This window comes from Nostoc sp. DSM 114160 (genome assembly GCF_053470305.1).
Genome location: NZ_JBPFGO010000002.1, coordinates 1,083,848 through 1,097,840 on the forward strand (window position 1 = coordinate 1,083,848; position 13,993 = coordinate 1,097,840).

Annotated in this window: 9 protein-coding genes and 5 pseudogenes; 4 read left to right on the forward strand and 10 right to left on the reverse strand. The window is 43.0% G+C overall.

Annotation, left to right across the window (positions count from 1 at the left end):
- Nucleotides 1-22: 22 nt before the first annotated feature.
- The 3 genes and pseudogenes from NSTCB13_RS21710 to NSTCB13_RS21720 form a co-directional block, all read right to left on the reverse strand.
- A pseudogene (locus NSTCB13_RS21710) lies at nucleotides 23-225 on the reverse strand (IS1634 family transposase); the annotation flags it as partial.
- Between the two features lie 69 nt (nucleotides 226-294).
- On the reverse strand, nucleotides 295-1,905 hold the full coding sequence (locus tag NSTCB13_RS21715) for a DUF4335 domain-containing protein (protein WP_448274205.1): 1,611 nt from the start codon (nucleotides 1,903-1,905) through the stop codon (nucleotides 295-297).
- 249 nt (nucleotides 1,906-2,154) lie between these two features.
- Nucleotides 2,155-2,761 (reverse strand): annotated as a pseudogene (locus NSTCB13_RS21720) (DUF3038 domain-containing protein).
- Between the two features lie 727 nt (nucleotides 2,762-3,488).
- Here NSTCB13_RS21720 and NSTCB13_RS21725 point away from each other — a divergent pair.
- Nucleotides 3,489-4,001, forward strand: coding sequence for a hypothetical protein (locus NSTCB13_RS21725; protein WP_448273771.1), 513 nt, complete (start codon nucleotides 3,489-3,491; stop codon nucleotides 3,999-4,001).
- Between the two features lie 156 nt (nucleotides 4,002-4,157).
- On the opposite strand, the gene NSTCB13_RS21730 is transcribed toward NSTCB13_RS21725, so the two are convergent.
- The 4 genes and pseudogenes from NSTCB13_RS21730 to NSTCB13_RS21745 form a co-directional block, all read right to left on the reverse strand.
- Nucleotides 4,158-6,656, reverse strand: coding sequence for an endonuclease MutS2 (locus NSTCB13_RS21730; protein ID WP_448273772.1), 2,499 nt, complete (start codon nucleotides 6,654-6,656; stop codon nucleotides 4,158-4,160).
- Between the two features lie 196 nt (nucleotides 6,657-6,852).
- Nucleotides 6,853-7,149 carry a DUF2288 domain-containing protein gene (locus NSTCB13_RS21735; protein WP_445630808.1) on the reverse strand — a complete coding sequence of 99 codons (297 nt, stop codon included), beginning with the start codon at nucleotides 7,147-7,149 and terminating at the stop codon, nucleotides 6,853-6,855.
- Between the two features lie 91 nt (nucleotides 7,150-7,240).
- Nucleotides 7,241-8,279, reverse strand: a pseudogene (locus tag NSTCB13_RS21740) (AI-2E family transporter).
- Nucleotides 8,280-8,480: 201 nt separating this feature from the next.
- Nucleotides 8,481-9,120 (reverse strand): annotated as a pseudogene (locus NSTCB13_RS21745) (lysophospholipid acyltransferase family protein).
- Nucleotides 9,121-9,592: 472 nt separating this feature from the next.
- Here NSTCB13_RS21745 and NSTCB13_RS21750 point away from each other — a divergent pair.
- The 3 genes from NSTCB13_RS21750 to NSTCB13_RS21760 are packed head-to-tail and all read left to right on the forward strand — an operon-like array spanning nucleotide 9,593 to nucleotide 10,652.
- Nucleotides 9,593-10,087 carry a helix-turn-helix domain-containing protein gene (locus tag NSTCB13_RS21750; protein WP_448272656.1) on the forward strand — a complete coding sequence of 165 codons (495 nt, stop codon included), beginning with the start codon at nucleotides 9,593-9,595 and terminating at the stop codon, nucleotides 10,085-10,087.
- Between the two features lie 41 nt (nucleotides 10,088-10,128).
- On the forward strand, nucleotides 10,129-10,338 hold the full coding sequence (locus tag NSTCB13_RS21755; protein WP_448272657.1) for a hypothetical protein: 210 nt from the start codon (nucleotides 10,129-10,131) through the stop codon (nucleotides 10,336-10,338).
- A 5-nt stretch (nucleotides 10,339-10,343) separates the two neighbouring features.
- The gene (locus NSTCB13_RS21760; protein ID WP_445627957.1) at nucleotides 10,344-10,652 is read left to right on the forward strand and encodes a transposase; all 309 of its coding nucleotides are present in this window, start codon (nucleotides 10,344-10,346) and stop codon (nucleotides 10,650-10,652) included.
- 92 nt (nucleotides 10,653-10,744) lie between these two features.
- Here the strand turns inward: NSTCB13_RS21760 and fabD are convergent, their stop codons facing one another.
- The 3 genes and pseudogenes from fabD to plsX form a co-directional block, all read right to left on the reverse strand.
- Nucleotides 10,745-11,626 carry an ACP S-malonyltransferase gene (gene fabD / locus NSTCB13_RS21765; RefSeq protein ID WP_448273773.1) on the reverse strand — a complete coding sequence of 294 codons (882 nt, stop codon included), beginning with the start codon at nucleotides 11,624-11,626 and terminating at the stop codon, nucleotides 10,745-10,747.
- A 113-nt stretch (nucleotides 11,627-11,739) separates the two neighbouring features.
- Nucleotides 11,740-12,732, reverse strand: a complete 993-nt coding sequence (locus tag NSTCB13_RS21770) for a beta-ketoacyl-ACP synthase III (RefSeq protein WP_448273774.1) — start codon at nucleotides 12,730-12,732, stop codon at nucleotides 11,740-11,742.
- 155 nt (nucleotides 12,733-12,887) lie between these two features.
- Nucleotides 12,888-13,911: pseudogene (gene plsX / locus NSTCB13_RS21775) on the reverse strand (phosphate acyltransferase PlsX).
- Nucleotides 13,912-13,993 lie beyond the last annotated feature (82 nt).

The window sequence follows — 13,993 nt, forward strand, 5'->3', positions numbered from 1 at the left end:
TAGCTCTTAAGTCAGCGGTCGCTAATAAATGAATTGACATGAAACATTGAAACACAAGGGCGCAAAGTAGGAGTGGCAGTTGGCTTACCTAACTGATTTTGGATGGTTTGGGATGCTTGCTTTAAGGATTGACGCAATGTTCTCTGACCCCAAGCTATAAACCAGTAAGCACAAGCCCATAACCATTGCCAAAGCTGCAACTCTTTTCCTGGAATTTAGAAACACAGGTAGTCAGTAAAAACTGGCACAAAATTTGTACCAGTTTTACAAGTGGCATTAAAAGGATGAGTTTAGTTATTCATCTGGAAAAGTCTGTACCTTGCCATCAGGACTGAGAACAACTCGAATTCTGACATTTTGTCCATTTTTATTAGGGGAAACAAAAGGTTTACCAACTTCAGGCATCCCAGCGTTATCAACGAATTCTCTTGCTGCCTTATTAAGGGGAAAAATTCGTTCAATTGTGCCGTCAACACCAACTATCAAACTGTACTCTAATGTTTGTCCCAATCCAGTAGGTGGTTGCCAACGCTTCGTTAGGTATTGTCTAGCTTCTGCTACTTGCGGTGTATCAAATAATGTGCCAGTAGCTACTTCTCTAGATGTGGGGTTTTTACTTGCGTCCCCTAATTGATCGATAAATGGATTATTAGCAGCAGTTCTAGAGGAGGGAAGTTGTGAAGTAGGTTTCACTCCAGCAGAAGATTGCTGTAAAGAACTGATTGTTTCGTCTAGCTGTTGTGAAGTTAGTGGGGAGGGTTGGGCTGGGGTATTGACACGATTTTTATTGGGTATGGTGTCAAGAGATGGAGGGAGGACTGGTGAGATATTAGTTGGTAAGCTATTGGCGTTAGAAGATAGTCTGGGTGGCAAATTCCGCAGTTGAGGGATAGCACCAGCACCAGCTTGGGGACTTGACCCAGTTGGATTCTGTGCCAGATTTGGTAATATGGCAATTTCCTGGCCTGGAATTTTGCTGGATGGTGAAGGCATCGCTCGATTACTAGGAATGTTTGCAGTCGTCCCTTGAGGTATTGTCAATGTATTTGGTGCCGGTGCAGAGAAACTACTAGAACTAGGGGCTGTTAGAGGTGCTTGGGGTAAAGTGGATGTGGAAAGTGGAGGGGTAGAACCTAGCAAATTATTTGATGGAGGGGTTAGCCCAGGTTCAGGGGTGGGAAAGTTTAGTGAGGATGAAGGTTCTAGAGCAGTCTTTACTGCTTCTGAATTTGATGTTTTGGCTGTCTGCTGTTGCTTTTCTCTAATATTGTTAGCATATTGCCAAGTAACTGGTAAAAAACCTACACCTAATACTAATACTGCGGCAACAGGCGCCCAAGCAGGAAACCTCAGAGTCGAACCTGTGCTGTTGAAAGTTGGAAGTGCCATGACATCAGTTGAGTATTCATCTAAAGCACTTGCCAAATCGAATAGTTGCAGCAAACTAAGTTGAATTACGGGGCCAGATGAATGGTTGGCCAGAGAACCAAGAAATAGGTTGTGAGTTAAATAGCTGCTTGGTTCTAAGTGGATATTTGCCCCTGGAATCTGGTTTCTAAAAGCATTTAATGTTGTTGTTGAAGACTTTAATTCCGGATCGTCCAGTGCTGTGCTTGACTGTTGAGTACTGGAGAAACTGACCCAAAAGCTTTCTGGAGACTGTTGGAGGAATTGCTGTACATAGTTGGTGACAGCATCACATAAAGCTTCGAGTTGCTCGCGATCGCCCCGAATTGGAACTCTTTGTTCTTCTGGGAGTCGAGGATCGTCAAAACGTAGCTCAAAACTCAGATGTTTGAGGACAGTTTTCCCCATCCAACGAGACAGAGGTGAGCTTTGCGCGAATACTTCTAGCGTGCAAGTCGGTGGTGTGTAGCAACGAATAACTGAATTTGATAGAGGCATGACAGGAACTACGAAGAAGACTATATTGGGATTTTGCAAAAATTGAGCCAGTTGCTTGCAAAGAAAAGTTGGAACGGTGGATTCTTCCACTCAGAAATTTGTCAGGTTCCTTCTGTTATGCAAACTGGCGTGCAAGGAGGAAGCATTGTTGATAGTGCATCGCTCAAGAACTAATGACCATCAAAAAGGAATCCTTACCTAGCAAACTTTTGAAAACGAATTTTGGTTGAGGAATTTCAAATCTAAAATTTAAAATTTTGATGAACGGTCTATAAGTGCTAGCCAGAGACGGCGATGCCCACCAGGAGCGCTGTAAAAAAGTAAATCTACAAGCAGTTTTAAGGCCAGGTTAGTTAGTAAATCCGTTGAGATTTGCTCGTCCTCTTCCATCCGCTCTTGGTAGGTGTTGCAAAAAGCATCAATATAGTCTCCAAGTAAAGCAGCCTGGTGAGGTTCCCGGTTATTTTCTGCCATTTGTTCTAACAGACCCGACAGCACGGCGAATCAATTCCTGGTGCTGTTTGGCTAGGTAGCAGACGATCAAAACAAGCGATCGCGCTTCTTCGACATCTAGCTTTTTTCGCCCTCCTTGACCTTTGCGTAGAGGATTTGATTGGCGCAATCGCCATAAAGCTACGCGGTCTGGCACTCTTGACTCTAAATTCAGATCGGTTGCCGCCGAAAGCATTGCCTCTGAACCAATCCCAGTTAAGGTTTCTAGCGCTAACAGCACCAAGTCTAATTGGGTTTTGATATTGTCCCATTGAACTGTGTTTGGGGCTGGAAGCTTGATTAAATCCTCCCACTGGGAATTTGGAGTGGCTGAGTTGGCGGCCGAGTGCATAACTTTTAGCATAGGTGATCGAGCTGATAGGGGATGTTGCTGTTACCCATTTTGAAACCAGACTCTTAAGAATCAAGCTTGGTTTCCCATAGATAGCTATGAGCCGGAGGCTTCAGCTAGCTTTTCTATCTGGTAAACAGCATGTATCTTTGTCCTACTCTAGATGAAAATCTAGAGTAGGACAAAGTAGAAAAGTATCAATTCTAATTAAGGTTTACTCGGCTTTCAGTGCTAATTCCGTACAAGAGTATAAATAAACTATGTTACGATTTAGCCAAATAATAGCGAAAACCCTGATTATTAGGTAGTGACAATTCATCAATTACGCCCAAAGCGTGTCGTGCCTAATACCAATAATCTGTGAGCTTGTATAGAACAAGGGGCTTAAGCCTCTTGTCTTACCAAGGTCTATTTTGTGCAGCTTCACAAAAAATTGTCATAAGTAATAAATGTTAAGAATGCTAACCGCTAATTATCGCTAAGTAAGTTATTTAGAATACCTCCTAATTTATTTGCGGTTTTAAGTTTTGAAATTTAAAGGGTATAAAAATAATTGCGCCCAACAATTAATTATTTTATCTTCTACGTATCTCGAAATAAATCTTGTTTCTTGTCCCTAAAATAATTTAGGGGCTTGTATCCTTTTTTATTTTAGTCATTTCTTATTTGTCATAGCCCTTCTCTGGATGAATCTTCTAGAAATAGTTACTGAAAAGTTAGATTGAGATACTTAAAAGTTATGACAAACATCATTGGAACCAACGGTAACGATTCCCTATTCGGTACTGACGACCCATTCAGCATTGGTGGCAACTCTGACACGATTAATGGTAAAGCAGGAAACGATACAATTACAGGTTATTCGGGCAACGATACCCTGACTGGTGGCGGTGGTAAAGATCAATTTGTTGTTCAAGGTTACTACTACAACGACTACAGTATCATCACCGATTTTACTGGCGTAGGTAAAGGAACAAACCCAACAGCAGCAGCCATTGCCGAAGTGGACACTCTAAATTTCCAAGGCAATAGTGATTTCACTCCCCAAAATATGGTACTCACTCAGAATGGCAGCAATCTGGAAATCACCTTTGGAGCAAAAGCTGGTTACAAAATCATCCTGGAAAATTTTGCTCCTACAGGTAAATTGTTCTTTGACCAAGATGGTAGTGGATCTGGCTTTACTCAGGTACAATTTGCACAATTATCTGCCGGATTGTCACTAACTAACAACAATTTTGTGGTTTTTTAATCTTTCTTAGGGGTTTGCGAGGTGTTATTTTCGGCATCTCGCAATTATTCTATGAGAGAGGGGAAAATTGTGGCGAGTTGAGGGTTAAATTTTAAGCGCAAAGGGAAGGCAGGGCGGGGACAGGGGTTTCCCCCATGAGTGACTGCCGTCGCAGCTTTATTTGATGTGAGCAACGGTAACACCACTACCGCCATCTGCTTGTTCTGCTGGTTCGTAGTTGTTCACTCTGGAATGCTGTTGCAAAAAGGCGTGAACTCCTTGTCGTAACTTACCAGTGCCATAGCCGTGAATAATCCAGATTGGGCCTGTAGCTTCCGAAATAGCTTTATCTAAAATGTATTCGGCATCAGCTACTCGTTTACCACGCAAATCAATGGTATTTTTGGAAGTCCGAATTTCTGGGACAACTGGTGGTGGGGGGGTTACTGCTGCTGGGGCTGGTTTGGCTTTAACAACTGGTTCGGGTTTTTGACCATCTAGAGATTCTATGTCTTGCAACTTCACAGTCATCTTCATTAGCCCAAAGCGAACACTTAACTCGCCATCTTCATCGAGGGCGGTAATCACATCCGCGATCTGTCCCAATTTTGGAATGCGGACGCGATCGCCGACTTTGGGCATAAACCCAACTTTTGGCTTTGCTGGTGTTACTGGCTGATATTGCTGGCCAATTTGATTCAAAGCATTGGTGGCTTGCTGGGCTTCTTGGGCTGTGGGCGTACCTTTCTGCAAACGGCGGATTACTTGGGCAATTTCACCTTTTGCTTGAGCGATCGCTTGTTGGACTGCTACTTCCTGTGAAACCCGCAAACTGCTTTCCCTTTCCTCCAAACTTGCGGCTTTTGCAGATACTTCTTTGTATAAACGTTCCGCTTGCTGCAACAAAACTTGGGCTTCCGCAGCTTTGGTTTCTTGGCGGCGGCGTTGCGCTTCTAAGCCAGCAATCACCTGGTTAACTTCATCTGTGGCTTCTCCAACTTGGGTTTTCGCCTGTTGTACAACTTCTGGTTTTAATCCCAAGCGCAGGGCAATTGTCAGGGCGTTAGAACGTCCGGGGATGCCCCACAGCAGACGATAAGTAGGTGACAGAGTACTTTCGTCAAATTCTACAGAGGCATTTTCAAACCGCTCGTCTTCGTATTTCAGGGCTTTTAGTTCGCCGAAGTGAGTAGTGGCGATCGTTAACTGGGCATGGTTGGCAAGATATTGCAACAAAGCGATCGCTAAGGCACTACCTTCCACTGGATCGGTTCCTGCGCCGACTTCATCAAGTAAAACGAGTGCTGAGTGCTGAGTGCTGAGTGATGGAGAAATAACTCCAGTCTCCTGCTCCCCTGCTCCTCGGTCACTGAGCGTAGTCGTTCGCGCAGCGTCTCGTAGAGAAGTGCTGCTCCCCTGCTCCTCTACTTCCTCATTTCCCAATGCTTCCAAAATCCTACTAATCCGGCGGATGTGTCCAGAGAATGTGGATAAACTCTGCTGTAAGGATTGTTCATCGCCAATATCTGCCAGCACTTTATCAAACCAAGGTATTTCTACTGGTTCGCGGGCGGGGACAAATAAACCCACTTTGGCCATTAATGCTGCTAACCCCAAAGTTTTTAAAGTTACAGTTTTACCACCAGTATTAGGCCCCGTAATTGTCACCACCCGAATTTGCGGACCGATCAGCAAATCTACAGGAACTACTGGTTGCCCTTGTTCGTGCTGTTGCTGCCACACTAACAGAGGATGCCGCAAGTTCCGCAAGGTAATCATTTCCCTGTCTTCCCGCTGGATAAATCGCGGGGGATTCGCTCCTAGCCAGAAACTATATCGCGATCTAGCGGTTGCCAAATCCAAAGTGGTGGCGATCGCTAACAATCTCTCTAAATCTGGTTTAACTGCGGCTACTTGTTCAGTCAAAATGCGGCGAATCGTTTCTTCTTCGGCTTGCTCTCTTCTGATAATTTGCCGCAGTTGGTTGCCTAGAGGTACTACTGAATTCGGTTCCACATACAGGGTGGCCCCGCTGGTAGAGGTATCGTGGACTATACCGGGAATAGCATCTTTTTGGGGTGCTTTTACGGGGATAACAAAGCGATCGCCCCGTTGCGTAATCAGCTGTTCTTGAACTGCGCCAGATTTTGCCTGTAAGATATTTTGCAGCTTTTGGGTAATTTGGCTGCGTACTCGCCGCAAGTCTGTGCGAATTTCTCCCAGTTTTTGACTCGCGCGGTCAGTTACCTGGGCCCGTTCATCAATACAGCGGTGAATTTCCTGTTCTAGTTCTGGATAAGTCCGCAAATCGGCAACCAAATCAGTCAATATCGGCAAATCTTCTTGATTGTCGATGACACGGCGCAAATTTCTGGCACCAGCTAAGGTGGTGGCGATCGCTAACAGTTCTTCCCCTGCCAAAACTCCACTGCGTTCTGCTCGTTCTAGAGAATCGCCAATATCTTGAATTCCTTCAAATGATAGTCCCGTGGTCAGGCGACTTTCCAGTTGGTAGATTTCTTTGGTTTGCTCTAATAACTGTTCGCTTTGGGTCTGAGAATCAGGTATTTTCAGATGACGCGCAGCTGTCGCCCCCAGCTTAGTTGCGGCAAAGGTGGCAAGGTGCTGGCACAGGCGATGCCATTCTAATAATTCTAAGGTTTCAGATTGGATCAAGGTTTCAACATCTAATCTGAAATTATGGTAACAATTCTAGCTCCTAGATGGATAAATCTTAAAGGAGAAAATTTTGCTTTAATTCAATCAGCCAGATAGTCCGTGGCAATAGCTAAGTAATAACTGACACATTAGACTAGCTTTTTTGAGAAAATACCGCAATATTAACTGCCATCGAAAACAACATCGAAACAAATTAGGCAGCAACTATTTCTTGGACTAGAACGTAAGGTTGAACGATGAGAGTATTAAATCGTTTAGTGCGATCGCCATTCCATTCTCCCACTTGTACTGTTGTGGGTTTGGTTATTAATTGTTTATCAATCCACTGTTCCACTGATGGAATGTTATCACTGGCGATCGCTACTCCAACATCCACCAAGTCTAGCTCAAGCGCTACCAAAATTACTGCATCTCTTTGTACATGAGGAATTAACCATTCCCACTCTGCCTCATCCAAAATTTCTGTTAATTCCGCTCTTAAATCCGACATTACTTACCAATGTTTATTTGTAAATGGCTATTTTTACATTATTCACTAGTTCCGAGTTCCTGACAAATGATAAATGACAAATGACCAATAACTAAACTTCAGATTTCATTTCATCTATTTCAAATAAAGACACAATTACTCCAGCTATGGGAATAGATATAAAAACACCTAATAATCCTGCTACTCTAGCACCTACTAGTAAAGCAAAAAACACCACTACCGGATTAAGATTCAGCGCGCCTTGCATAATTCTGGGCGCAATCAAGTTGTCTTGTATCTGCTGGAGCACAATACAAGCTATTAACACTTTGACTGCTAACCAAATACCTTGAGACAACACAACATAGAGTCACTGTGCTTACTCCTAATGTCGCACCTATGCCAGGAATTATATCAACAATTCCGATTATTATTGACAATATCAAAGCAAAAGGCACTTTTAATATTACAAAAATTAGGAACGTCGAAATTGTTAAAAATCCACTTAATAGCAACTGACCTCTAAAAAATCCTAAAAAAGACTTTCTGATTATATTTGTAAATCGATTACGACGTTGTTTTGGTACTACTTTTAAAATAAAATTCCACAGTTTATCTCCATCTAATAGCATGAAAAAAGCCACAACTGCAATCAGTATAAAAGTTACAAAGTTGGTCATAAACCCTTGGAGAATAGCTAAACTAGTCACAAGAGTTGATACAGCTTGATTCCGCAATTGTTCTTCAATAAAACTTAAATCTATCTGTAAATTACGGTTTTGCAAAAATCCTTCTAGTCCCTCTAATAAAGGTACTAAAGAATTTAAAAATGCAGTGATACTATTAATTAATTGTTGTCCTTGAGATAAAACTGTTAAGCTCACAGTAATTATCAGACCGCCTATAATCACAATACTGAGTAAGAAAACGACACCAACAGCTATACCGTGGGGCAAAAAACGCCGCAGACCTTGTACAGGATAACTGAGTAAAAAAGCTAAAATTGCTGCAAATGTAAAAATAACAATGACCGATTCAAAATAAGCTAAAAGTTGTACAATTGCCCAGCCAGAAGCAACTAAAAGCAAAAAGCGAACTAATGCCAGATTATTTAATCGCTCCCAAAAACTCTTGGCTTCAAAGCCGCTCATAATAATTCATAATTCGTAATTCGTCGTAATTAAGCCATAAAAACGCTAGTTGTTTAGCGCAATTAAGTTAGCCGCCCTGTAAGATTGAGAGTTATTTGTTGGAAGCCCTTTACTTTATTGCTAGAGGAATAGAGTTTAAGATTAGAGTAATTTAATCGCGATCGCTACCTCCCTAAAGCATACATCTCTTGCGTGTCTAACTTATCTTCCTAAATCATGCATTTCATTTATGACTGTGGCACACTTTTGTGTCAACGCTTCTAATTCCTCTTTGTTACTGGAACTGGGAGCATCAATCAAGTTACCAATTCTGACTGTGATAGGAACTGCGCGAGGTAGGGACGCTCCTTTTTGTAAAATCCCTTCAGTACCCCAGACACTCACCGGCAATATTGGGGCTTTTGCTTTCGCCGCTAACAGCAATGCGCCTCTTTTGGGGTCTGTAATTCGACCATCTGGGGTGCGAGTACCTTGCAAGAAAACACCGACAGCCCAACCTTTATTGAGATATTCTAGGGCGGAACGGATGGCATTGCGATCGGCATTTCCCCGGCTGACTGGGTAAGCACCATACAATTTAATCGCTTGCGCCAAAACGGGGATATTAAATAACTCTTCTTTCGCCATATACGCCACTGGGACGACGTACACAATTAGAGACAATGGGCGGGTCGAAGTAACTAGCGTGATTACTTGCTACTAATAGAGGCCCTGATTGGGGGACATTTTCCGCACCATAAATATGGCCCCGAAAATAAGCGTGAAGCATGGGGCTGACGACTGACCATTTAAAGGCGTGGTAAAGTGCCAGACTGATCAACGGTTCGCGGTTTTTGTCCACAGAAGATAATGCAAATCAAACTGAATTTAGCATAAGCGATCGCAACACCCAGATCAAACGCAAAAAAGCTATAGATATGAATTGCTTCACTCTTCTGTGAACACTAAATCTAGAAATCTTTGGAATTTAGCAGTATGTTTCTCACTACAGTCAGTATTCTTGGATACAAGATTAACGAATTACTCTAACAAGGTTATTTGACTTTTTTCACAACTAAAGATGTAGGTAAAGGATCTGGATTAGATTTATCTATCAGCTACAAAATTGTGACTGAACTACATCAAGAGACCTCTTGGCAAAAGTGCTTTTTGCACTCTTGGGGAAAAGGTTTTGGTTAAAGGGGAAAGGGACTTTTGCAGAACCTTTTCCCCTTCCCCTTTACCCTTTTCCCTACAAATACCAAGAAGTCTAATACCAATTCTGTATGAAGCTGCGCTAAATTGTGGAAAAGGGTGTATTTGGTAAAAGTGTAATGGGTCGGAGATTGATAGTTGAAATTAAAGAGAGCCAAGAAGAATTACAAAAAGCAGTGAAATATGCGCTAGAAGCTAGTAGCAAAGAGAGATTACAAATGCTCAACTGGCTAAAAACAGGACAGGTTACAAGTAGGCGATCGCTGGCAGCGTTGTTAGGGAGAGATGAGGCAACAGTAACTCGTTGGCTAAAAAAATACAAGGAATTAGGATACAAAGGCTTACTAGAGGTGAAACAGGCACCAGGAAAACAGCCAATTGTCAGTGGCGAGAATTTAGAACGTTTAAAAAAAAGATTATCCGAACCACAAGGATTTCAAAGTTACAGTCAGATTCAACAATGGTTAATGGCGGAATTAGGACTAAATGTTGCTTATAAAACGGTATACCAATTAGTGAGATATCAACTTGGTGCCAAGCTGAAAGTTCCGCGTCCTCAAAGCACCAAACAACATCCAGACAGTCTATCTCACTTTCAAAAAAACTGCCTCTAGCACTCAAATTCTTGCAGGAGGAATTTGGCGAAGGGAAAAGATTGAGGTATTTATGTCAGGATGAAACACGTTTAGGATTAAAGACAATTACCGGACGTTTAATTACAGCTAAGGGAGTTAAACCTGTAGGTTTAAGTCAATGGCAACGCGAAAATTTTTATTTATATGGAGTTGTACAACCTCTAAGCGGATACAGCTTTTTCTACGAATTCCCTTACCTTAATGGGGAAGCAGTTTTCAAAACTTCTTAGAGTTGTTGTCTGCTGATCTTGGTGATGATAGTGCCGTAATTCAGTTCGACCGAGGTTCTTTTCACAAAGCGAAAACTCTCGATTTTCCAGATAACATTATCCCGCTCTTTCAGCCTCCTCACTCTCCTGAACTCAACCCGATTGAGCGGTTTTGGGAATTTCTCAAATCTCAACTCCAATGGGAAAACTGTAAAACACTCTCACAACTACAGCAAAAGTTAACTGATGCCCTCAAAGAAATTACACCTTCCATGATTGCCTCTCTTACTTCTTACAATTTTATCCTTGAAGCCTTATTTAGCGCAGCTTCATAAAGAATTGGTATAAGGTAAACTTGATGATTATAATTTCACATTAGGAAAGAGCGCAGAATTTGTCGTCACCCTACCTTTAAAAGCTAAAAAAATTAAACAGGTAAATCACTAACTTTCTGGATATTTTGTAAAATCAAATCAGGGCTATTACGTTTAATCAAGCCAGTTAATACTTTACCAGGGCCAATTTCCATTACTCGCTCGATACCGTTGGCTGGTAATTGCAGACAAATTTCTCGCCATCTTACAGAACCAGTCATTTGTTCGTTCAGGCGTTGCTTTAAAATCTCAGCATCAATAGACGGAATTGGTTCGACATTAGACAGCACTGGCACAAATGCGGGTTGAAATTCCACAGATTCTAAAATGTCTTGGAATTCCGCCGCTGCTGGTGCTATTAAATGTGAATGAAATGCTCCAGAAACTTTTAGGGGAACCGCACGCTTTGCTTTAACTTGAGTCATCACCGCTTGTACAGCCTCAGTCGTGCCTGAAATTACCACCTGAGCCGAACTATTATCATTTGCTATCACCACATCAGGCATTTGAGCAATGACTTTTTCTAACTGTTCGCGGTCAAAGTTCATCAAAGCTGCCATCATCCCATCGATGGAACTATCCATAAGTTCTGCACGACGCTTCACCAGATATAAACCAGCCGACCACTCAAAAACACCTGCTATATAAAGAGCAGTATATTCTCCCAAACTGTGACCAGCCACTAAATCTGGCTGGTGTCCTCGTTCTCGAAGCAGGTCAGCAAGAATGCTTTCTACCACATACAAACTTGGTTGAGTATATAGCGTCTGTGATAACTTCTCTTCTTGAGTTTGACAAATTTCAGTTACAGACCAGCCCAAAATATCCTCAGCTTTGGCAAGCTTGTCTTTAGCGGACGGTATATCTAGTAAATCCATTCCCATTCCTAGCGTTTGGGAACCTTGTCCGGGAAACACCCATGCAGTTTTTGTCATTTGTCAATAGTCAGAAAAGTGAAAAGTTAGGAGTGAGGAGTTAGGAGCGAGGAGTTAGGAGTGAGGAGTTAAAACTCATAACTCTTAACTCATAACTCTTAACTCCTAATTCTTCACCTTCCCCATTGAAAGATTGCCGCGCCCCAGGTAAGACCGGCACCAAAGCCCGATGTAGCAACGATGTCATTGGTTTGAATTTTACCTTGTTGTACTGCTTCATCTAAAGCTAAGGGGATGGAAGCAGCTGAGGTATTGCCGTAATGGGCGAGATTACTAATAACTTTATGTTCTGGGATGTTCAGGCGTTGGGCAACGGCATCGATAATCCGCTGATTGGCTTGATGCAATATCAGCCAATCTATTTGGTCAACGCTAAGGTTGGCTTGAAACAAAGCTTTATCAATTATTTCTGGCACTTTTTGGACAGCAAAGCGGTAGACTTCTTTGCCGTTCATCGTAATCGGTTGGTAAGTACCTTTGGTGATATTTACATCAGTCAGCAGTTCTTGGGAAGTACCTGCATAAGCAAGGTTGAGGTAATGGTTTTGAGTACCATCACTTTTAAGTGCAAATCCTAATAAGCGATCGCTTTTGGCAGCTTGTAACACCACTGCCCCGGCACCATCACCAAACAATACACAAGTCCGCCGATCTTCCCAATCTACCCAGCGAGAGAGGATATCTGCCCCGATCAAAAGTACGTTTCTATATACACCAGTTCTGATGTATTGGGCTGCTGTAACCAAACCAAACACAAAGCCAGAGCAGGCAGCGGTCAAGTCAAAGGCGACTGCGTTAGTAGCTCCCAATTGCGCCTGTACTTGACAAGCACTACCAAACAAATCATCAGCGGTGGAAGTCGCTAGCAGAATCAGGTCTATGTCTTCTGCTTTAATTCCTGAAGCGGCGATCGCCTGACTGCTGGCGGCAGTAGCGAGTGCACTCAAGGACTCAGATGGCAGAGCTAATCGACGCTCGCGAATTCCCGTTCTTGTCGCGATCCACTCATCTGATGTTTCAACTAGTTCGCTCAATGTCTCGTTGTGTAGGGAAGTTGCTGGTACTGCCGAGCCGCTTCCGGTGATTGCTACGCCTAAGTTTTGCACTCTTAATCTCCCAAGCTATCAGCTTTTTGTCTTTTGTCCTTTGTCAGTTGTCCTTTGTCAGTTGTCAGTTGTCAGTTGTCCTTTGTCAGTTGTCCTTTGCAAATGACGAATGACGAATGACCAATAACTAATGACTAATGACCAATGACCAATGACTAACCGCTCTCGCGCTCTAGGATATATTGGGACTGAATTCTTTGTATCACCTCGTTGTCAACGGCTTCTTTTGCCATGCGAATTGCATTAAAAATTGAAGGTGCTTGGGAGCTACCGTGACCGATAAAACAGACTCCTGCCACGCCTAGCAGTAAAGCACCACCATGTTCTGCGTGATCCATTCGCTGCTTAATCCGCTTCAAGTTGGGTTTTAAGAGTGCTGAACCAATTTGACCGTGTAATCCTTGGGGTAATTCTTCCCGCAGAATTTGCAGAATCACTTCTCCAACGGCTTCGGCAAATTTTAACAGTACATTGCCGACAAAGCCATCGCAGACAATTACATCAAAGCGACCGGAAAGCACATCACGCCCTTCAGCATTGCCAATAAAATTAATTTGGGAATTTTCGCGTAGCAGTTGGTGAGCGCGGACGGCTGCATCATTGCCTTTAGAGTCTTCTTCACCGATGTTCAGCAAACCCACTTTCGGTTCATCTGTACCCAAGACATACTTACTGTAAGCCGATCCCATAACGCCAAACTGCTCTAAAAACTTGGGACGGCAATCTACATTTGCGCCGACATCAAGTACTAGCACTGGCTTCCCAGCAATAATCGTGGGGAAAACTGTCCCGATCGCTGGGCGATCGATTCCTGGCAATCGTCCTAAGCGGAGCAAAGCTGATGCCATCGCTGCCCCAGAGTGACCCAGCCGAAAATACGGCATCTGCCTTTTGTTGCTTGACTAAATCCATCGCTACATTAATAGAAGCCTTGCGTTTGCGTCTAACTGCATTTAAAGGCTCCTCATCCATAGCGATCGCTTCTTCAGCAGTCACGATCTCTACCTGCCCTAAACTTGTTTTTGATGGCAAGGCAGCTTCTATTTGTTGGGGATCGCCAACTAACAATACATCTACACCCAATTCTTCTCTTGCTCGCAATGCGCCAGCAACGATTTCACCGGGTGCATGATCCCCTCCCATTGCGTCAATTGCGATCCGTACACGAGTCGATCCCATTGCTCACAGCTTCTAGAAACCTTACAAATTTTACCAGATGGCAATGCCCGAAAAAGCTTAATTTTCTGAGCGCCAAATTAAT